The organism is Amycolatopsis albidoflavus, assembly GCF_039525725.1.
GTDB classification, from domain to species: domain Bacteria; phylum Actinomycetota; class Actinomycetes; order Mycobacteriales; family Pseudonocardiaceae; genus Amycolatopsis; species Amycolatopsis albidoflava.
The window spans coordinates 52117-71227 of the sequence record NZ_BAAAHV010000002.1; the positions used below are offsets into that span (position 1 = coordinate 52117).

20 protein-coding genes are annotated in these 19111 nt (G+C 70.0%); 11 read left to right on the top strand and 9 right to left on the bottom strand.

The annotated features are described in order from the left end of the window. Positions 1-62: 62 nt before the first annotated feature. A complete protein-coding gene (locus tag ABD156_RS00315) occupies positions 63-1397 on the top strand; it encodes an MFS transporter (RefSeq protein ID WP_344264374.1) in 1335 nt (444 codons plus the stop codon). Beyond that, positions 1394-1945 (top strand): flavin reductase family protein, encoded by a 552-nt coding sequence (locus ABD156_RS00320; RefSeq protein WP_344264377.1) that lies wholly within the window; start codon positions 1394-1396, stop codon positions 1943-1945. The genes ABD156_RS00315 and ABD156_RS00320 overlap by 4 nt, the downstream gene beginning before the upstream one ends. On the opposite strand, the gene ABD156_RS00325 is transcribed toward ABD156_RS00320, so the two are convergent. Further along, on the bottom strand, positions 1903-2745 hold the full coding sequence (locus ABD156_RS00325; RefSeq protein ID WP_344264380.1) for a PaaX family transcriptional regulator: 843 nt from the start codon (positions 2743-2745) through the stop codon (positions 1903-1905). The genes ABD156_RS00320 and ABD156_RS00325 overlap by 43 nt on opposite strands. Before the next feature lie 85 nt (positions 2746-2830). Between ABD156_RS00325 and ABD156_RS00330 the strand changes: the two genes are divergently transcribed. From ABD156_RS00330 to ABD156_RS00350, 5 genes are all read left to right on the top strand, one after another. After that, positions 2831-4021 (top strand): acyl-CoA dehydrogenase family protein, encoded by a 1191-nt coding sequence (locus ABD156_RS00330; RefSeq protein ID WP_344264383.1) that lies wholly within the window; start codon positions 2831-2833, stop codon positions 4019-4021. Beyond that, a complete protein-coding gene (locus tag ABD156_RS00335) occupies positions 4018-4284 on the top strand; it encodes a TIGR04076 family protein (RefSeq protein ID WP_344264386.1) in 267 nt (88 codons plus the stop codon). The genes ABD156_RS00330 and ABD156_RS00335 overlap by 4 nt, the downstream gene beginning before the upstream one ends. Then, positions 4281-4559 (top strand): TIGR04076 family protein, encoded by a 279-nt coding sequence (locus ABD156_RS00340; RefSeq protein WP_344264389.1) that lies wholly within the window; start codon positions 4281-4283, stop codon positions 4557-4559. The genes ABD156_RS00335 and ABD156_RS00340 overlap by 4 nt, the downstream gene beginning before the upstream one ends. A gap of 2 nt (positions 4560-4561) precedes the next feature. After that, complete coding sequence (locus tag ABD156_RS00345; protein WP_344264392.1) at positions 4562-5584, top strand: LLM class flavin-dependent oxidoreductase; 1023 nt, start codon at positions 4562-4564, stop codon at positions 5582-5584. 69 nt (positions 5585-5653) lie between these two features. Beyond that, positions 5654-6304: an aspartate/glutamate racemase family protein gene (locus ABD156_RS00350; protein WP_344264395.1), complete on the top strand. Its 651-nt coding sequence runs from the start codon at positions 5654-5656 to the stop codon at positions 6302-6304. Here ABD156_RS00350 and ABD156_RS00355 read toward each other — a convergent pair. Genes ABD156_RS00355 through ABD156_RS00375 form a run of 5 tightly spaced genes read right to left on the bottom strand, consistent with a single transcriptional unit; the run spans position 6285 to position 10930 of the window. Next, positions 6285-7763: a serine hydrolase domain-containing protein gene (locus ABD156_RS00355; RefSeq protein ID WP_344264398.1), complete on the bottom strand. Its 1479-nt coding sequence runs from the start codon at positions 7761-7763 to the stop codon at positions 6285-6287. The two genes, ABD156_RS00350 and ABD156_RS00355, sit on opposite strands and share 20 nt — an antisense overlap. Further along, positions 7760-8572, bottom strand: coding sequence for an amino acid ABC transporter permease (locus tag ABD156_RS00360; protein WP_344264401.1), 813 nt, complete (start codon positions 8570-8572; stop codon positions 7760-7762). Before ABD156_RS00360 ends, ABD156_RS00355 begins: the two co-directional genes overlap by 4 nt. After that, complete coding sequence (locus ABD156_RS00365; protein ID WP_344264404.1) at positions 8569-9207, bottom strand: amino acid ABC transporter permease; 639 nt, start codon at positions 9205-9207, stop codon at positions 8569-8571. The genes ABD156_RS00360 and ABD156_RS00365 overlap by 4 nt, the downstream gene beginning before the upstream one ends. Positions 9208-9220: 13 nt before the next feature. Then, a complete protein-coding gene (locus ABD156_RS00370) occupies positions 9221-10153 on the bottom strand; it encodes a transporter substrate-binding domain-containing protein (protein ID WP_344264407.1) in 933 nt (310 codons plus the stop codon). 30 nt (positions 10154-10183) lie between these two features. Then, the gene (locus ABD156_RS00375) at positions 10184-10930 is read right to left on the bottom strand and encodes an amino acid ABC transporter ATP-binding protein (protein WP_344264409.1); all 747 of its coding nucleotides are present in this window, start codon (positions 10928-10930) and stop codon (positions 10184-10186) included. A 94-nt stretch (positions 10931-11024) separates the two neighbouring features. On the opposite strand from ABD156_RS00375, the gene ABD156_RS00380 reads away from it, so the two are divergent. From ABD156_RS00380 to ABD156_RS00395, 4 genes are all read left to right on the top strand, one after another. After that, positions 11025-11897 carry a MurR/RpiR family transcriptional regulator gene (locus ABD156_RS00380; protein WP_344264411.1) on the top strand — a complete coding sequence of 291 codons (873 nt, stop codon included), beginning with the start codon at positions 11025-11027 and terminating at the stop codon, positions 11895-11897. A gap of 139 nt (positions 11898-12036) precedes the next feature. Next, positions 12037-12558 carry a PadR family transcriptional regulator gene (locus ABD156_RS00385; protein ID WP_344264414.1) on the top strand — a complete coding sequence of 174 codons (522 nt, stop codon included), beginning with the start codon at positions 12037-12039 and terminating at the stop codon, positions 12556-12558. Further along, positions 12558-13247 (top strand): ABC transporter ATP-binding protein, encoded by a 690-nt coding sequence (locus ABD156_RS00390; protein ID WP_344264417.1) that lies wholly within the window; start codon positions 12558-12560, stop codon positions 13245-13247. Before ABD156_RS00385 ends, ABD156_RS00390 begins: the two co-directional genes overlap by 1 nt. Then, positions 13244-15541, top strand: a complete 2298-nt coding sequence (locus ABD156_RS00395; protein WP_344264420.1) for an FtsX-like permease family protein — start codon at positions 13244-13246, stop codon at positions 15539-15541. The genes ABD156_RS00390 and ABD156_RS00395 overlap by 4 nt, the downstream gene beginning before the upstream one ends. A 185-nt stretch (positions 15542-15726) precedes the next feature. On the opposite strand, the gene ABD156_RS00400 is transcribed toward ABD156_RS00395, so the two are convergent. From ABD156_RS00400 to ABD156_RS00410, 3 genes are read right to left on the bottom strand one after another with little or no spacing between them, the layout of a single operon-like run. Continuing rightward, complete coding sequence (locus ABD156_RS00400; protein WP_344264423.1) at positions 15727-16797, bottom strand: saccharopine dehydrogenase family protein; 1071 nt, start codon at positions 16795-16797, stop codon at positions 15727-15729. Further along, complete coding sequence (locus tag ABD156_RS00405) at positions 16794-17675, bottom strand: alpha/beta hydrolase (protein ID WP_344264426.1); 882 nt, start codon at positions 17673-17675, stop codon at positions 16794-16796. The genes ABD156_RS00400 and ABD156_RS00405 overlap by 4 nt, the downstream gene beginning before the upstream one ends. After that, complete coding sequence (locus tag ABD156_RS00410) at positions 17672-19045, bottom strand: flavin-containing monooxygenase (protein ID WP_344264429.1); 1374 nt, start codon at positions 19043-19045, stop codon at positions 17672-17674. The genes ABD156_RS00405 and ABD156_RS00410 overlap by 4 nt, the downstream gene beginning before the upstream one ends. Positions 19046-19111 lie beyond the last annotated feature (66 nt).

The window sequence follows — 19111 nt, forward strand, 5'->3', positions numbered from 1 at the left end:
GCCTCGGCCGCCGCCCACCACACCACGTCAGCGAAGACGACCGGGCGCACAGGAGGTGCGGGGTGGCGGACAACTCTCGCGAAATCACCATCGACCCACGGAAAAATCCGGCGACCGAACACGCGAGGGGGAACTCCGCGTTCCTCGTGGCGGCGGGCGCGACAGCCCTCGAGTACTACGATTTCATGCTGTTCGGCATCGCCGCGTCGATCATGTTCGGCCCGGTGTTCTTCCCGGTGGCCAACCCGCTGACCGCCACCCTGCTCGCGCTCGCGAGTTTCGGCGTCGGCTTCGTGGCGCGCCCGCTCGGCGGGATCCTGTCCGGGCATTTCGGCGACCGCTACGGCCGCCGTCCCGTGCTGCTCGCTTCGCTGGTCGCGATGGGCACGGCGACGACGCTCGTCGGCCTGCTGCCCGGGTACCGCCAGATCGGCTGGTGGGCTCCGGTTCTCCTGGTGGTGCTGCGGCTGGTGCAGGGACTGGCGACCGGAGGCGAGAGCGGCGGCGCGATCGTCTACGGCGTCGAGAACGCGCCGGCGGGCAAACGCGGCGTGTTCGGCAGCTACTCCGGCATGGGCCAGAGTCTCGGCGCGCTGCTCGCGATCGGCGCGTTCACGGCCGTTTCGGCGGCGATGCCGGAAAGCGCGCTGCTCAGCTGGGGCTGGCGCGTCCCGTTCCTGGCGGGCGGGATCGTCACGCTGATCGGCATTCTGGCGTTGGCGCGCACCCGCGACACCAAGGACTTCGTCTCCGAGGTCGGCGCCGGGAAAGCCGGCCGGACGCCGTTGCGGGTGCTGTTTCGTGAACATCCGCGTGCGCTCCTGCTGGCGACTGGCCTGAGCGTCGGCACGAACGGCCTCATCTACATCCTGCTCACCTTCGCGATCACCTACAGCAAGGACAACGGCTGGTCCGGTTCGCAGGCGCTGGCCGGGCAGGTCCTGCTGGTCGCGGCGGTCGCCGCCGCGGTGATCTTCGCCGGCGCGCTCGCCGACCGGATCGGCGCGCACAAAGCGGTGGTGCTCGGCGCGGTGCTGACCGCGGTGTTCAACTTCGTCCTCTTCGGCGTGATCGCGGGACACAGCCAGGTCGCGTTCTTCGCGGCGTTCGCCGTCGCCGGGGTGATCAACGCGCTGATCACCGGGCCGACGCCGGTCTATTTCGCGAGCCTGTTCCCGACCAAGGTCCGCTACAGCGGCGTTTCGCTCGCGTACCAGACCGGTGCGGCCATCAGCGGATTCGCGCCCGCGGCGGCGGTGTTCTTCTTCGACGTCTCCGGACAGGCGGTGTGGTCGGTTCCGTTGTTCGGCGTGGTGCTCGCGGGGATCCTCGCGGTCTGCACGCTGCTGCTGCGAAACAGCGCGCGGGAATTCGAGACGGAAGGGGAGCGGCGATGACGGCGAACCGGCTGGGTTCCGGCGTGGTGGCGCACGAGACCGATCCGGTGGACCCGGGCAGCTTGCGCGCGGTGATGCGCGGGTTCGCGACCGGAGTGACCGTCGTGGCCACTGCCGACGAGGACCGGACGTTCGCCGCGGTGGTCAACTCGTTCACTTCGGTTTCCCTTGCCCCGCCGCTGATCCTGGTGTGCTTGAAGACCGGTTCGCGGACCTGCGCCGCGATCGAGCGGCGAGGGTTCTTCAGCGTCTGCGTGCTGGCTGACGACCACCAGCGGCATTCCGAGCGGCTGGCCCGGTCCCAGCCCGCTGTGGACGATGAAGCTTTCGAGTTCGCGCATGGGCTTCCGGTGATCCGGGACGCTCCGGCCGGGCTGCTGTGCCGAGTGGACTCGACGCTGGTGAAGGGCGACCACGTGATCGTGATCGGCTGCGTCGTGGCGACCAAGCTGGCCGAGCGGGACCCGTTGCTGTTCTACAACGGACAGTACCGGGTGCTGCCCGGTCAGGGGGTCGCGGACGCGGGGTCGACCGCCTCGGCGAAGTAGGCGGCCGCGCGCGGCCGGAGCGCGTCGAGGACCTCGTGGTACACCGCGAGCGCCTTCGCCCGCGCTCCGGCGTGCGGTGTCCACAGTGGAGGGAGCTCCGGGTCGAGGTTCGCGAAGGACCGGAACGTGTGCAGCATCGTGGTGCACGCGAGGAACGCGTCTTCCGGCGCCGATTCCGGTTCGGTCGCGAGCGCGGCGTAGCGCCGGGCGAACCGTTCGTACTGCCCGGCGAGGTCGTCGAGCTGCCACAGATGGCTCAGCAGCGCGGCGGGCACGGTCTCCTCGTCCAGCCGGCATTGGAAAATCGCGACCTCGTCTGAGATGCCGAGCAGTTTCGCGTAGTCCTTCACCTCGCGCAGATAGTCCTTCGGCGAGGCCCACACGGCTTCCTGCAGCTGCCCGAACCCGTGGAACCGCAGCTGCTTGACGAAATTCGACCGGTCGGCCTTGCGGCTGTCGCCGAGGTTGTGCCACACGACGGTCCAGGTCTTGGGCGTGTCGTCGGCCGCCGCGAGCGTGGCGAGCCGGTTGTCGCCGTCCTCGAGCAGATGCAGCGCGCGCGGGCTGAGCGTGTAGGAGATCGCGCGGCCGCGGCGGTGCCGTTCGGCGAGCCCGCGGTGCACCATCCGGTTGAGTGTGATCCGGCCGGTAGCGGTGGTGACGCCGAACTTTTCGAGCAGCACGACGAGCCCGCCGGACCACATGGGCGCCGTCCTCGGGTGCAGGTAGGCGCCGAACATGCTGAAGAGCAGGCCCTGCGGTTTCGGGTCGAACAGCGGGTCGTCGGTCGAGGTGCGCAAGCCGCCAGCATAGCCCAGCCGCCGCGGCGGCTGACCGGTCCCGAATAGTTGACAGTGCGCTCCGGTGCGATGAAGAATACCGGCTATGACGTCGACCTACGCAACGCCCGGCGAGGTCCGGGGGAACGAATGGCAGGCCCCGTTGTCGAGCGCGGCGGTGCGGGCCAACGCCGTCGCGCTGGGCCCGCTGGTCCGCGCCGAAGCTGACCGATGCGAGTCCGAAGCCCGGCTTTCCGGCACTCTGATGCGCGCGTTCCGCGAAGCGGGCCTGTTCCAGATGGGGTTCCCGGCGAGCCGCGGCGGCCTCGAAATGCCGCTCGCGGACCAGCTCGCGGTCGTCACGGAGATCGCGCGCCACGACGCGGGCGCCGGCTGGAATGTCGCGGTGCTCAACGCGTCGGGCTACTACGCCGGACGGCTGGGGCAGGCCGCGTACGACGAGCTGTACCCGACGCGAGACCTGCCGACCGGCGGCTCGTTCCACCCGCCCGGCCGAGCGGAGATCGTCGACGGCGGCTATCTGGTGAGCGGCCGCTGGGACTGGGGGAGCGGCACCCCGACGGCCGAGCGCATCGTCGGCGGCTGTCTCGTCTACCGCGAAGGCGAACCGGTGCGACGTGCCGACGGCCGTCAGATCCTGCTGGGCGTCTGGCTTCCGCGCGCCGCGGTCCGGCACGCCGGGAACTGGCAGGCGCTGGGAATCCGGGGCTCCGGCAGCGGATCGTACGAGATCGCCGAGCCGGTTTTCGTTCCGGAGACGCATGTTTTCGACCGGGAGGCTCCGCCGGACCCGGACGCGGATCCGCTCAACAAGCACGTCGGCCTGTTGTTCTTCCCGCTGACCGGGGTGTGCCTCGGGCTGGCTCGGCACGTGGTCGAACTGACGCTGGGCGCCGTCCGCACGCGCTGCCGCGGCGAGGTGTCCACACTGGACACCGCGACGAAGCAGCAGCTCGGGCAGGCGGCGGCCGAGACGGACCTGGTGTACCGCGGCATCGAGGAAGTCGCCCGCCGCGCCGACGAGGCGATCTTCACGCCGGGGCGCGTGCTGGATCCGGTCGAGGAGGCTCGGCTGCGGGTCGCCAACAGCCAAGCGGGCGAGACCCTGCGGCGCGTCCTCGACCTGTGCGTCGATCTCTACGGTTCGCGCTACATCTACCAGTCCGATCCGCTGGAACGGGTCATCCGGGACGCGTGGGGCGCGCTCGCGCACTTCGGCGCGAAGAAGTTCCACTGGGCTGGGTACGCCGAAGAACTGCTGGGAGCTGCTTCGTGACGACCGTGCGCGTGGTGGTCGAAGAGGGTGCTTCGCCGCGTTGCGGTCTCGCGACGGACGACGCGTTCGAGGTGACCGGCCCGGTGTTGCGGATTCCGTCCGGCAAGCCGTTCTGCCTTCAGGCGATGCTGGCCGCGGTCCCGCTCGTGATGTCCAAAATGGATTCTCGGCCGCCGGAGGATTGGCTGGAGCGCAAGCCGTTCGTGTGCTGCCCCGACCCGGACGACGACGTCCTGCTCCGGCTCGAACGGGTCGGGCCGTGACCGCGCGCCTGCGGTGCACGGTCGAATCGATGAACTACTCGGCCTGCGAACTGGCTGTCGGGGACAGCTTCGACCTCGGCGACCGCGGCGTCGAACTGCCGGAGGGGCGCGGGTTCTGCATGTTCGCGATCTCCGCCGTCGCGTCCGCGCTCGCCGGACGGGCCGGGCCGGAACCCCTGTCGGCGTGGCTGGCCCGCGAACCGCTCGTCGCCTGCCCCGATCCGCCGGAGAACTTGGTCATGCGGGTGCGCGCACTGCCGGAGAAAGGACGGTGAACATGGAACGCGACCTCGTAGTGAGCGTGCGGGTCGGCGCGGCGGGCCACGGGACGCGCGGCCTGACCGCGGCGGCGGTCAACGCCGAGGAGGCCGGATTCGACCAGGTCTGGGCGGGCAACGACATCTTCGGGCCGCCGGGCATCGCCGGGCTCGCTTCGATGCTGCTGGGGACCAGCCGGATCTCGGTGGGCGCCGGCGTGCTCGACCCGGTGTCGATCCATCCCGCGCAGATCGCGCAGCTGGCGAGCGGTTTCCAGGAAATGTCCGGCGACCGGTTCCTGCTCGGCCTCGGCGCGGGTTCGGACCTGTTCCTGGGCTGGGCCGGGCTGAAGCCGGCGAAACCGGTGGTGCGCACGCGGGAAGCGATCGTCGCGATCCGCGAGCTGACCTGCGGCCGCAGTCCCGCGGGCGTGCCCGGGGCAGGGGATTTCTGGTCTGGGCAAGCACGGATCCAGCAGCCGCGCCCAGTGCCGATCTACGTCGGTGCGATGGGACCCAGGATGCTGGAAATGACCGGCCGGTACGCCGACGGCGCGCTGCCGCTCTGCCTGCCGCCGCGCCAGGTTTACCGCGCGATGGAGCAGATCGGCGCCGGTGCCGCGAAGGCGGGACGCGCGATGGCCGAGCTCGATGTCGCCGCGTGCCTGTGGTGCTCGATCGACACCGACGCGGCCGCGGCGCGACGATTGCTCGCCCGGCACATCGCGCACTACAGCGGCTCGCTGAGCACCGACGCACTGGTCGCGAACGGCCTCGATCCGGAGGAATTCGCGCGGACCCAGCAGTTGGTGCTCGACGGTGACGAGGACGCCGCGATCGACACGGTGCTCACGTCCTCGACGATGCTCGGCCTGGGGATCGCGGGCGGGGCGGCCGAGGTGATCGAGCAGTGCGGGACGTTGATCGAGGCGGGGGCGCGGCATTTGTCGTTCGGCCCGCCGATGGGCCCGGACGCGCTGGCCGCGGTGGCATTGCTGGGCAAAGAGGTTTTGCCGGTGCTGCGCTCTGAGTTCGGCTCGTGAACGGCGGCCGGCGATGAACCCGGCAGCGCTCGGAGCGGCGGGATCGCAGGTGCGCTCGGAGCTCGCGCCGTGCTCGGCGTAATCGTGATCGGCGGCCGTCGCGCGAGGATCCGCGGCGACGTCGGCTGTCCGGAGACCTACTCGGAACCCGTCGTCTTCGAAACGGCGGCGGGCACCTCGATGCAGCAGGTCTTCGACGGCCGCGAGCGCGAAATGCTGCCGTCCCTCGCCGAGGCCGGGCAGGCGTTGATCGAGCGCGGCGCGACGATCCTCACCACCACCTGCGGCCTCCTGACCACCCTCCAGCACGACCTGGCCGCACGGTTCGCCGCTCCGGTGGCGGTCTCCCCACTGCTGCAGGCACCGCCGCTGCTGAAGGCCGTCGCGCCCCGGAAAATCGGGGTGATCACGGCGATCGCGGACCTTCTCACCCCCGCCAGACTGGCCGCGGCGGGGATTGCCCCGGAGCGCGTCGAGGTGCTGGATCTGTCCGGGACGCGGCATTTCCTCCCGGCGCTGCGGAACGGCCTTGCCATCGACCCTCGGCTCGCGGAACGAGATATCCGCGAGTCCGTGCGGGCGGTCGGTCCAGAGGTTGGCGCGCTCGTAGTCGAATGCGCCAACCTCCCGCCCTACAGCGCCGCTTTGCGGGCTGCTACCGGCCTGCCGGTATGGGACGCGCTCGACCAGCTTCGGTGGCTTACCCGAGCGTGGCGGTGACCACCGGACGCTCGGTCGGTCCACTGTTGACATTGGTGCGACGGTGCCAGCGCAACTGGCCGTCGCCGAACTCGATGGTGACGGTGTCGTGGAACGGCGATTCCACGAAATACCACTCCAGCACCAATTCGCGCGGAGCACGCCACTGAGCCGCGGCGAGGACGCGGGTCGATTCGGCCTGGTACGAGTGGTGCAGCTGCCAAGTGCTGATGCCGGTGTCCGACTCGACCCACGTGGACAGTCCACAGCGGACCGAATGGCGGCCGCGGGCGTCGTCCAAGGTCACCACGAGAACATCTTCGTCCACTGTGAACGAGATCTCCGAGAGTCCGTCCTCATTGGACTCGCACTCGTACCGCTGGCCGTCCAGCGCAACGGACGTCGGCGAAAGTGCAGGGGCGGCGACGTCGGACAGATCAGCAGCCAGTGAAGAATCGGCCACAGTGGACGGTTCGCCGTCGAACGCGGGCACCAGCAGATCGTGCACCAATCCGGACAGCAGCCGGTGCTTTCCGTGCGTGATGCTGCCGGTCGTGACGACCACCGCGTCGTGCTGGGGGAGCACGAAGACGTCCTGGCCGAACATGCCGGACGCCCGGTAGCCGCCGTCGGCGTCGAGCCACAGCTGGTAGCCGTAGCCTTCCGGCCGTTCGTCCGCCTCGGCGCCGGAAACCGGGACGAATTCGGTGCCGTTCCAGGTTCCGGCGTCGGCGTTCTGGACGTGCCACGCGGTGGCCTCGCGCACCCAGCCCGCGGGCAGGATCCGCTCGCCCTGCCAGAGTCCGTCGTGCAGGTGCAGGACGCCCCACTTCAGGAAGTCGATGCTGCGCAGGCTGAGGCCGTTCCCGCCGGAGCAGATGCCTTCCGGGTCGGTGTCCCAGCTGTGCCCGGCGAAACCGAGCGGTTCGAACAGCCTTGGCCGCAGATAGTCGAAGACCGAGTGGCCGGACGTCCGCTGCACGATGGCGGACAGCATGTGCGAGGTCGCGCTGGAATACGTGAACGCCTTGCCCGGAGGGAGGTCCACGGGAGTGCGCAGGTACTCCCGCACCCAGCTGGTCTTCAGCAGCCGCCAGGTTTTGCCGGACAGGCCGACGCGGTGGCCGGTCCGCATGGTCAGCAGGTCTTCGACGGTGATCGCGCGCAGATGCTCCGACGCGTCGGACGGCACGAGTTCCGGGAAGAACGAAACCAGATGATCGTCCAGGCGCAGCAATCCTTCGTCCAGCGCGAGCCCGATCGCCGTGCCGACAAAGGACTTCGTCGCCGAATGTGTCGTATGTGGACGGTCCGCGCGATACGGCCACCAGTAGTGCTCGAACGCCAGCTTGCCCGACCGGTACACCAGGAGACTGTCGAGCGAGATCCCGTCGGCGGTCAGCCGCTCCAGGAAACCGCGCACGCCTTGGGCGTCGAGGCCCGCTTCGGACGGGGCGGCGGAGGGGAAAGCAGAGGTCACGAAGGCTCCCGGACGAGTGTTTTCTTGCGGTTCGCGAGCCGTTCGGCGACCCGCGAAAGAAGGATGTTGACGACGATGTAGAGCAGCCCGGCCCCGACGTACGCCTGGATGAAATCGCCGCTGAACTCGCCGAGCACCTTGCCGTTGTTCAGCAGTTCGGCGATGCCGACGACGTAGCCGAGGCTGGATTCCTTGATCACCCGCACGGTCTGGCTGATCAGCGCGGGCGCGAGCGCGCGGGCCGCCTGCGGGAGCACGACGAACGCCATGGTCTCCCAGTGCCGCAGGCCGATCGCGTGCCCGGCCTCGCTCTGCCCGCGGCCCACCGCGAGGATCCCGGCCCGCACGATCTCGGCGAAGATCGCGCCGGCGTGCGCGACGATCGCCAGCACCAGCTGCCAGAAGATCGGCACCCGGACGCCGAGCAGCGGCAGCCCGAACATGAAGAAGAACAGGATCAGCAACAGCGGCATCGCACGGAAGAACTCGATCACGGTGGCGGACGGCCAGCTCAGCCACCGTTTCCGGCTCAACCGGCCGAGCGCGAGCAGCACCCCGACCGCGACCGACAGAACGGTGGACACCAGGCCGACCAGCAGCGTCATCGCCAAGCCCTGCAACAGAAACCGCAGCATCGCGCCGTCGACCAGGATCGCCCACCGGGCCGGGTCGAGCTGGCCGGAGGCGCCGAGCCGCACGAGGACCAGTGCCAGCAGCCCGAGCAATACGAGTCCGCAAAGGATCGATACGGTGCGCAGCCGGGCTTTGGCCTTCGGGCCGAGCGCGTCGAAGAGGATGTCGTCGTTCACCGGAGCACCCGGACCTTTCGCTCGACGAGCCGCACGACCCCGCTGACGGCCAGGTTGATGACGAGATAACCGCAGGCCGCGACGGCGAAGGCCAGGATCGGCTCGGCGGTCTCGAGGTTGAACGAGCGGGTTTCGAGGGTTAGTTCGTCCACGCCGACGGCCGCGCCGAGTGCCGACCCGAGCGCGACGTTGATCAGGATCGTGCCCAGCGGCTGCACCATCGCCCGAAACGCTTGCGGCAGAAGGACATCCAGTACGACGCGGCGGAACGGCAGCCCGATCGCCCTGGCCGCCTCGACCTGCCCGCGATCCACCGCGCGGATGCCCGAGCGAATGGTTTCGCAGACGTACGCGGCGAAGTAGACGCCGAGCGCGAGCACCAGACACCAGAACAACGGAATCAGGACGCCCGCGTCGGGCAGCCCGAAGATGAGCAGCACGGCGATCAGCAGCAACGGCGAGTTGCGGACGAGATCGACGTAAAGCCGGCCGGCGATGCGCAGCGGCCGGACCGGGCTGATCCGGCAGATCGCGACGACGCAGCCGAGGACGAGCGCGAGCGGAAAGGCGCACGCGGTGAGCAGCAGAGTGGTGGTGAAACCGCCGAGGATTTCCCCAGCATGACCGGAAAGCACGGGCGATCTCCCTTCAGGAGCCGGGGACTGAGCCGGGCCGGGGCGGCTCGGGGGCGGGACCGGACACGAGCGGGCCGACGGTCTGTTCCCACAGCCGCCGCCAGCTTCCGTCGGCGGTGATGCGTTGCAGGAAACCGACGACGATCTGCTTGAACGCGGGATCGTCCTTCGGCAGCCCGATGCCGAACGGGCTGCTGCCGTACGTCGCGAGCGTCATCCGCAGCCGCGCGTCGACCGCTGCCTTGCCGAGCAGGATCGCGGTGTTCGCCGACCACGCCTGGACCCGGCCCTGCCGCACCGCGGCGGCGCACTGGCTCGATTCCTCGAACACCACCGCACGCGCTTGCGGACACGCCTTCTGCAGCGCTTCTTGCGCCGCGCCAGGCTGGACCGCGACGTCTTTGCCCGCCAGATCCCGCACGGCGGTGACCTGCGGACCGTCCGCGCCGACGACGATGCCGGAGCGCGCGACGTAGTACGGCCCGGCGAAGGAGACGAGCCGCGCCCGGCTTTTGCTGATCGTGTAAGTACAGACGGCGACATCGACGGATTGGTTCTGCAGGATCGCTTCGCGCGTGTCGGCGCCGCCGGTGATGGTGTCCACCTCAGGCGTGCCGAGCAGGTATTTGGCCAGCAGTTGCGCGATTCCGATGTCGAAGCCGGTGATCTTGCCGGTCGCCGGGTTCATCATGCCGAACCCGGGTGTGGTCACCGAACCGGACTGCCGCAGCACGCCTTGGCCGCGGATCCGGCGCAGCGTCGGCGTTTCCGGCAGGTCCACGCCGACCGGGCCGCGTGCGACGGCGTCGGCTTGGTCGAGCGTGGCGTAGGCGGGATTGCCCGCGGTACGGGTGGTTCCGCCGCTGCAGGACGCGAGCAACGGGACCGCGCCGGCGGCGAACAGACCGGCGCGCAACGCGGTCCGGCGGGGGAGGGGAGCGGGCATCAGGGTCCTCCAGGCAGGCGTTCGAACACCTCAGTGGCTGAGCACGCGGGCGAGGAAATCGCGCGCGCGTTCGGTTTGCGGCGAGCCGAAGAAGACGTCCGGCGCGGCGGATTCGGCGATCCGGCCCTCAGCCATGAACACGACGCGGTCGGCGGCCTTGCGGGCGAAGCCCATCTCGTGGGTCACCACGATCATGGTCATGCCGTCGGCGGCGAGCGCGGTCATCACGTCGAGCACCTCGTGGATCATCTCCGGGTCGAGCGCGCTGGTCGGTTCGTCGAACAGCAGCACGCGCGGCTCCATCGCCAGTGCGCGGGCTATCGCGACCCGCTGCTGCTGCCCGCCGGACAGCTGTGCCGGGTACTTGTCGCCGTGCGCGCCGACGCCGACCCGTTCCAGCAGTTCGTCGGCGCGTTCGTGCGCCGCGGCGCGGCTCAGCCCGCGCACGCGGACCGGGCCGAGCATCACGTTGTCCCGCACGGTTTTGTGCGCGAAGAGATTGAAGGACTGGAACACCATGCCGACGTCCGCGCGCAGCCGTGCCAGCTCCGCGCCCTCGGCGGGCAGCGGGCGGCCCTCGATCTCGATCGAGCCCTCGTCCGCGGTCTCGAGCCGGTTGACGCAGCGGCACAGCGTCGATTTCCCGGACCCGGACGGGCCGATGACCACGACGACCTCGCCGCGCCGGACGTCGAGGTCGATCCCGGTCAGCACCCGGGCCGATCCGAACGACTTGCCGACGCCGCGCAGCCGTACCAGGGGCTGATCTGTCCTCATGAGTGCTCCTCGTCGAGCCGGCAGGTAGGGTTCACTACACAACGGAGAACCTTCCGGCATCTTGTAGTAGCCACTACGTCCAGTCAAGGGTGTCATGTCCACTACTTATCTCGGCGGCGACCACTTCGACGACCACGTCCGCGCCCGGCTCGACGACCTCAAGCCCGCGGAACGCCAGGTCGCCCGGTTCATGCTGGCCAACCCGAACGAGGTCCTGTTCTCCTCGGCGGGCGATCTCGGCGCGGCGGCCGGGACCAGCGACGCGACCGTCGTCCGCACGGCGAAAGCGCTCGGCTATTCCGGTCTGCCGGAGCTGAAGCGCCACCTCGGCCAGACGTTCACCGCGCGCACCGAGCCGACCGTCCGGCTGAGCGCGGCGATCGAGAACCTCGGGTCCACCGGGTCGCGCCAGATCGACCGGGTGATGGCCGACAGCGCGGAGCGGTTGCAGGAAATGCAGCGGCAGCTCGCGCCGGAGGCGGTCGAGGAAGCGGCGCAACTGCTGCTCGACGCGCGGATGGTGTTCACCTGGGGGCTCGGGCTGTCGTCGGTGTGCGCCGAGTACGCCGCGTTCCGGCTCGCCCGCCGCGGGCTGGTGACGCGGCACTGCGACGACACGGGGTTCCGGCTCGCGGACGCATTGCTCCCGCTGGGCGCCGACGACGCGGTGCTCGTGTACGTCCCGGCTCGGCAGAACCGCGATGTCGAGCTGATCCTGCGTTACGCGGAGGAAGTCGGCGCGGCGGTAGTGCTCGTGACGAGCGACCTGTCGGCGGACCTCGAATCCCGGGTCCGCGTGGTGCTGCCGGCCCCGGATTCCCCGACGAAATTCACCGGCGAAACCCTGACCGCGTCGATCGTCACCGACATCCTCGCGCACACCATCGCGAGCCGGGAGCCGGACCGCGCGAAGACGACCGCGGACCTGCTGACGCGCCTCCGGGCGGACCTCGGCGAGCGGAAGTAGCGGCTCCCGCCGACGCGCCGCTAGAAACTCCCTGACCTGCCCTGATGCACTACTCTGCGGTGGTATACACGGCGCGTATACCCGTGTTGTATAGTGATCTTCACCCCCGGGATTCCGGGGTCAAGGGAGGAACAGGGGAATGTCGGTTTCACATACCTTGCTCGGGTTGCTCGAGTCGGGGCCGAGACACGGGTACGACCTGAAACGGGCGTACGACGAGCAGTTCGGGCACGACCGCCCGCTCGCGTACGGCCAGGTCTACTCGACGCTGTCGCGCCTGTTGCGCAACGGCATGGTCGAGGTCGCGGGGGTCGAGAGCGGAGAAGGACCCGAGCGCAAGCGCTACACGATCACCGACGCCGGGGTCACCGACGTCGAGACCTGGCTGGGCACTCCGGAAAACCCGGAGCCGTACCTGCAGAACACGCTGTACACGAAGGTGGTCCTCGCGCTGCTGTCCGGCCGCGACGCCACCGACGTGCTCGACGTCCAGCGCAGCGAGCACCTCAAGGTGATGCGCTCGCTCACGAAGCGGAAGTACGAGGGCGACCTCGCCGATCAGCTGATCTGCGACCACGCGCTCTTCCATCTTGAGGCGGACCTGCGGTGGCTCGAGCTCACCGCGGCCCGGCTCGGCGAACTCGAGAAGGCGGTGCGCTGATGACCAGGCCGGGAACTCCGTTGCTCGTGGGCAACGGGCTGCACAAATCGTTCGGCCAGACGCGGGCGCTCGACGGGGCGGCGCTGGCCGTCTCGGCGGGGGAAGTGCTCGCGATCATGGGCTCGTCCGGTTCGGGGAAATCGACGCTGCTGCACTGTCTCGCCGGGATCGTCCGGCCGGACTCGGGCGTCATCCAGTACGGCGGCCAGGACCTGGTCGCGATGGACGACAAGGGCCGGAGTGCGTTGCGGCGCACCGAATTCGGCTTCGTGTTCCAGTTCGGCCAGCTCGTTCCGGAGCTGACCTGCCTGGAGAACGTCGCGCTTCCGCTGCGGCTGACCGGGGCGAAGCGCGGGCCGGCCGAGGCCAAGGCGACGGAATGGCTCGCCCGGCTCGAGGTCGACAACCTGGCGAAGCGCCGCCCGGGCGACGTTTCCGGCGGGCAGGCGCAGCGCGTCGCGGTGGCGCGGGCGCTGGTGACCGGGCCGAAGGTCGTCTTCGCCGACGAGCCGACCGGCGCGCTCGATTCGCTCAACGGCGAGAAGGTCATGCAGATGCTCACCCAGGCGGCGCGGGAAACGCACGCCGCGGTGGTGCTGGTGACGCACGAACCGCGGGTCGCGGCGTACTCCGACCGCGAGATCGTGGTGCGGGACGGGCGCACGGTCGACCGGGAGCTGGTCGCATGACGCGGGATCTGCTGCTGGGACTCCGGCTGGCCGTCGGGGGCGGCCGGATGTCCGGCTCGGCGCTCCTGCGGCTCGCGATGACCGCGTTCGGGATCGCGCTCGCGGTCGCCGTGCTCCTGCCCGCCGCTTCGGTGAGCCACCTGGTGAACGCGCGGGCGGACCGCGCGGCGGCGATCAAGCAGGACACGGCGCCGCGCGAGGGGATCGCGCCGCTGGCGACGTATCGCTGGTACCCGTCGGTCGGCGCGGACTTCCTCCAGCTGACCGCGGTGGCGCCGACCGGGCCGAATTCGCCGGTGCCGCCGGGGCTCGACCGGCTGCCCGCGCCGGGCGAGGTGATCGTGTCGCCGGCGCTGGCGGAGAAGCTGAACTCGGCCGACGGCGCGTCGGTCAAGGCGCGGCTGCCGGGGAACGTGGTCGGCCAGATCGCCGAACCGGGCGTCAGCGACGCCGCCGACCTGACGGCGTACTACGGGTCGACCCCCGCGGAAATCAAGGCCGAGGGCGAAAACGCCAGCAGCGTTTACGCCTACGGCAAGCCCGCGGAAGGGTTCACCCTGCCGTTGGTGATGTGGATGGTCATCGCGCCGATCGCCGCGGTGCTGCTGCTGCCGTTGCTGATCTTCGTGACCACCGCGTCGCGAATGGGCGCGGCGCAACGCGAACGGCGGCTCGCCGCGCTCCGGCTGATCGGGGTGGACGCCCGGTCGATCAAGCGGGTCGCGGCGGCGGAATCGCTGGTCGGCGCGGTGATCGGGCTGGTGGCGGGCGGTGCGCTGTTCTACGCGCTGCGGCCGTTCATCGGGGACTGGCTGCCGTTCGGCCTGCGCGTGTTCGCGGACGACTTCACGCCGTCGTGGATTTCGTTGCTCGTGATCGTGCTGCTGGTGCCCGGGCTCGCGGTCGGCTCGGCGCTGTTCGGGCTGCGCCGGACGATCGTCGAACCGCTCGGCGTGGTCCGCCAAGGCAAACCGGTGCGGCGGCGGATGTGGTGGCGCTGGACGATCACCGGGATCGGCGTGGTGTTCCTGCTCGGGACGCTTGTCGTGGCGCCGGGGTCGGGGGACCAGGGCGCGGCGATGGCGCTCGCGGTGGGCAGCGTGTTCCTGCTCATCGGCGTCGCGGCGCTGCTGCCGTGGCTGGTCGAACGGATCGTGGAGCGGCTGCAGGGCGGGCCGCCGTCGTGGCAGCTCGCGGTGCGCCGGCTGCAGCTCGACAGCGGCACCGCCAGCCGGGTGGTGTCCGGGCTGGTCGTGGTGCTGGCGGGGACGATCCTGGTCCAGGGCGTGCTCACGTCGATGACCAACCGCACCTCGAGGGCGTACCACACGCCGGACGGCGTCGCGGCCGCGCCGGTGCGAGTGGACACGACGACCGCGCACGAGGCCGAGGTCCGGCAGCGGCTGTCCGGGGTGGCCGGGGTGACTGGTGTGCACAGCGCCAAATCCGTGCAGTTCAAGTCCGGTGAACAGCACGTCTTCGGCACTCTCGGGGACTGCGTGGCGCTGAAGACGCAGGCGAACATCGGCGACTGTGCGGACGGCGACGTCTTCTATGTCACGGGCTCGTCGGCCCAGCCCGCCCCGAAGGGCGAGTTGCGGATGACCGACTACCGCAAGGACGTCGAGGTCGACGGTCCGAAGTGGACGGTTCCGGACAACATCCGGGTGGTGTCCTCGGCCAACGACGCGAAGGGCGTGTCCGGCGACCTGATGATCACGCCCGGCGCGCTCGGCGGCATCCAGGCGCCGGGGGAACGCCTGCAACTGCTGGTCGCGGGCGCCGGCGGAGCCGATGCGCTGATCGACCGGGTCGCGACGGAATTGCGCCCGCTGGCGTGGAAGGCAGAAGTCGGCAAGACGGACTACATGGCCGACTTCTCCGGCCGCGACGAGCGGATGATGGCGAGCTTCCGCGCGGTGCTGCTGACCGCGTCGCTCTTCGTGCTGGCGGTGGCCGCGATGAGCCTGCTGATGCTGTCGATCGAGCAGATCAGCGAGCGGCGTCGTCCGCTGGCGGCGCTGTCCGCGTCCGGCGTGCCGATCGGCGTGCTGGCCCGCGGATCGCTGTGGCAGACGGCGGTTCCGGTGGTGGTCGGGGTGGTGCTGGCCGTCGGGGCCGGGCTCGGCTTGACCGCGCCGATCCTGCGGCTGGCGAAGATGCCGATGATGGTGGACGGCGGAGTCCTGGCCGGGCTGGCCGGGGCCGCGGTGGCCGCGGTGCTGCTGGTGACGGCGCTGACGTTGCCGCTGCTGCGCCAGGTGACGCGGCTGGACACGTTGCGCTCGGAATAGACCCGGGGGTGCGGGGCAAGTCCGTGAGGGGCTTCTTGAGGAGGTGGGATTCCTTCAAGAAGCCCTTCACGGCTTTCGCGGGTGGCTGATCGTGTCCGTGAGGGGAACCTTCACGGACTCTGAGTCCCTCAGGGTTCCCCTCACGGCTTTTGCCGCAGCGACGACACCTCGCCGACCGTGGCGGCTCAAGGTTCCTGCTGCACCAAGCCGAGTTCCGCGCACCCGTCCCGGAGCGGGTCCAGGCCGAACGCGTCCACCGGTCCCACCACTCCGGGCTTCACCGGTCCCTCGGCGCTCAGCCGGATCGCCGCCCACGCCAGCAAATCGCCGGTGAGCGTGTACGCGTTCGGCCCCTCGAGCCGCACCTCGACGCGGGAATCGGCGACCGCGACGACCTGTGCGCCGGTTTTCGCGCGCTCGGCGGCGTCCGGTCCACCGGACGGCCCCTTGATCAGCCCGCTCGCCGCCCGCATCACTGGCCCGGCGACCGCGGTCAGCGCGGACACCGCGGGCATCACCCGGCTCAAGGCCGGGAACCATCCATTGTAGACAGTCACCTCGTCGAGCGACGGGTAGTTCCCCGGCAGGAACAGCACTTCGGTGCCGGAAACGAGAAACGCCGCCTTGGACCGTCCGCGGACCGGGAACGCGCGCACCCGGCTGCCGGTTCGTTCCTCGATCAGGCGTCGGCCCCGCCAGCGCAGCGACGGCAGGGTCAAGCCGTCACGCATGGTCTCGCGGGTGCCTTGGCTCAATCCGCGATAGAGCGGTCCGGTCGCGAAGTATCCGATCTCCAGCGTGCGCACGGCATCGCCGGCTTCCCGCGCGGCGAGCGCGCCGGCCAGGATCCCGGGAACGTAGTCGTAGCCGAAGGCCGGGACCATCGCCGCGCCGGTTTCCACGGCTCGCTCATGGTGTCGTTCCCGGAGGGTGCGAACGAAACCGACCTCGCCGGTGGAGTCGAGATAGTGCGCCCCGGAGTCGGCGGCGGCTTGCGCGGCCGCGTGGCCGATCCGGTCGAACGGGCCGACGGTGGCGATCAGAACGTCCCCGGGCCCGGCCAGCGAGCGAAGGCTCGCGGGGTCCCCGACGTCCGCGACCGCGATCTCCAGATCGCCGTGTTCGGAAGCAAGAGCCTCCAGCGCGGTCCGGTCGCGTCCGGCGAGAACTGGCCGTATTCCGCGCCGCACCAGTGATTCCAGGACCAGGCCGCCGGTGTAGCCGGTCGCGCCGAAGACCACGATCCGCCCGGTCATGCCGTCACCGGAACGTGCCGGCGGAGGAAGTCGACCTGGTCGGCGACTACCCGTTCGAAAGGATCTCCTTGGTAGATCGCGAAATGCCCGTCCGGATAGGTGTGCACCTCGCCGCGCGGCGCACGGGCGGCATACCGCAGCGTGGGTCCAGCAGGAGCGACGGAATCCTTCTCGCACACCGCGAACAACGTGGGCACTTCGATCCTCCCTACACCTCGACCCGGGCGATACCGCAGAATGTCGAACACCGCCCGGGCCGCGACCTCGTTGCGGAAATCGCTGCCCGGCGGCACGAGCGCAAGATACCCCGGCTCGGCGTCCGGCGCAGTCATCAGCGCGGTGCCTCGCTGCGGACCGGCAGTGGCGATCAGGTGCGGCGGCCGTCCGAGCCACTGGCCGACGACATCGCGGGCGGCGGCGACGGTGGCCTTCGCCGAGCTGGCCGGGTGCATGGCCAGCGCGGAGGAGATGCCGTCGGTGAACGGGCATTGCGCGATCGCGGCGACGAGCCCGGCCGGGCGGCTCGCGGCGGTGGCGAGCACGTGCCCGCCGCCGAACGACGTGCCCCACGCGATGACGCGGTCGCCGTCGACCTGGGGGAGTGTGCGCGCGTAAGCGAGCGCGGCGGTCCAGTCGGCGAGTTGTTTCCGCGGGGACAGCAGGTGGCGCGGGGTGCCTTCGCTGCCGCCGAAATGCCGGTAATCGAAGACAAGACACGCATATCCGGCGGCGGTGAAGCGTTCGGCGTAGGCGGCGAGCCCCATTTCGCGGACCGCGCCGAGACCGTGCGCCATCACGATCACTGGCGGGTTTTCGTTCGCTGGCAGGTAAAGCGTGGCCGCGCAGTGGTCGCCGCCGACCGGGAAGGACACGTTCATGCCGGGATCTCCTCTCGGGCGGCGGCACTGGCCACCGGACGGTCGGCGGGAGTGCGACCAGCCGGGCGACGGGCGCCGCGACGCCGTTCGAGCCGAAGGTCGCGCATGTAATCGTCGTAGTCAACCTGGATGGTGTGCCGTTTGGACGCGACGTAACGCCGCGAAATCCGCCGCCGGTGCGTGTCGATTTCGCGCTCCATCGCGGCCGCGCCGGGCAGGTGGTAGCGGCCTTGCAGATGGTCGGCGATCAGCAGCGCCTGCCGTTCCGCGATCGGCATGATCGCACCGAGCGGCTGCACCAGTCCCACGAAATACAACCCGGGCACGGCCGGATGGAAAACCCGCCGGTACAGCCGGATTTCGTTGTCGCCGGAAGGATCGAGGAAATCCCGGTCGAAGAACGGGAAACTGATCTTGTACCCGGTGCAGAACACCACGAGGTCGGCCGCGACCCGGCGGCCGTCGGCGAACACGACGTCGTCCCCGTCGAAGCGTTCGATGTTCGGCACCGGCGTGATCGCGCCGTGCGCGAGCCGGTCGAGGATGCGGCTGGACATCGTCGGATGCGCCTGCGCGAACTTGTGGTCCGGCGCGGGCAGCCCGTACCGCGTCATCGGACCCGTCGCGGCGGCCATCAACCGGCGCGCGACCGGCCAGCGCAACGCGGAGGGCAGCCATTCCTTCCCGGCGATCTGGTCGTACGGCTTGCCCCACACGTATTTCGGGATCACGTGCACCCCGCGCCGCGCGGAAAGATACGTCTCGGCGGCGTGGTACGACGCATCGACAGCGATGTCCATCGCGGAATTGCCCATGCCGACCACCACGACGCGCCGTCCGGCCAACTGGGATTCCTCGGTGTAGGAGTGCGAATGCATCACCTCGCCGCGGAATCCTTCGACGCCGGGGAACATCGGCTCCGGCAGCCGCGGATCCCAATGGTGGCCGTTCGCGACGAGCACCGCGTCGTACCGTTCGGTGTCCCCTGTGGACAGTGTCACCGCGAAGCTGCCGTCCGGTTGTGGCTCGACGTGCGTCACGCCGGTGCCGAACCGGATGCGGTCGCCGAAGCCGAAATGCTCCGTATACGCCGCGAAGTAGTCGGCGATCTGGTCGTGCCGGGCGAAATCGGGCAGATTCGCGGGCATCGGGAAATCGCTGAATTCCATCCGCTGCCGCGAGGTGTTGATGTGCAGGGACCGGTAGGCGGCGGAGACCCCGTTGCGGTTGCCCCACACCCAGTTCCCGCCGACCCGGTCGGACAGTTCGCAGCAGTCCACGTCGATGCCGCGTTCGGCGAGCACCTTGACGGCGGCGATCCCGGACGAGCCCGCGCCGACGACGCAGACCCGGAAGCTGTTCGCGGACATGCGCTCTCCTCCTTATGACCGGTGGTCATATGACCGGCGGTCATAGAGTACGATCGAAGGGCGGGG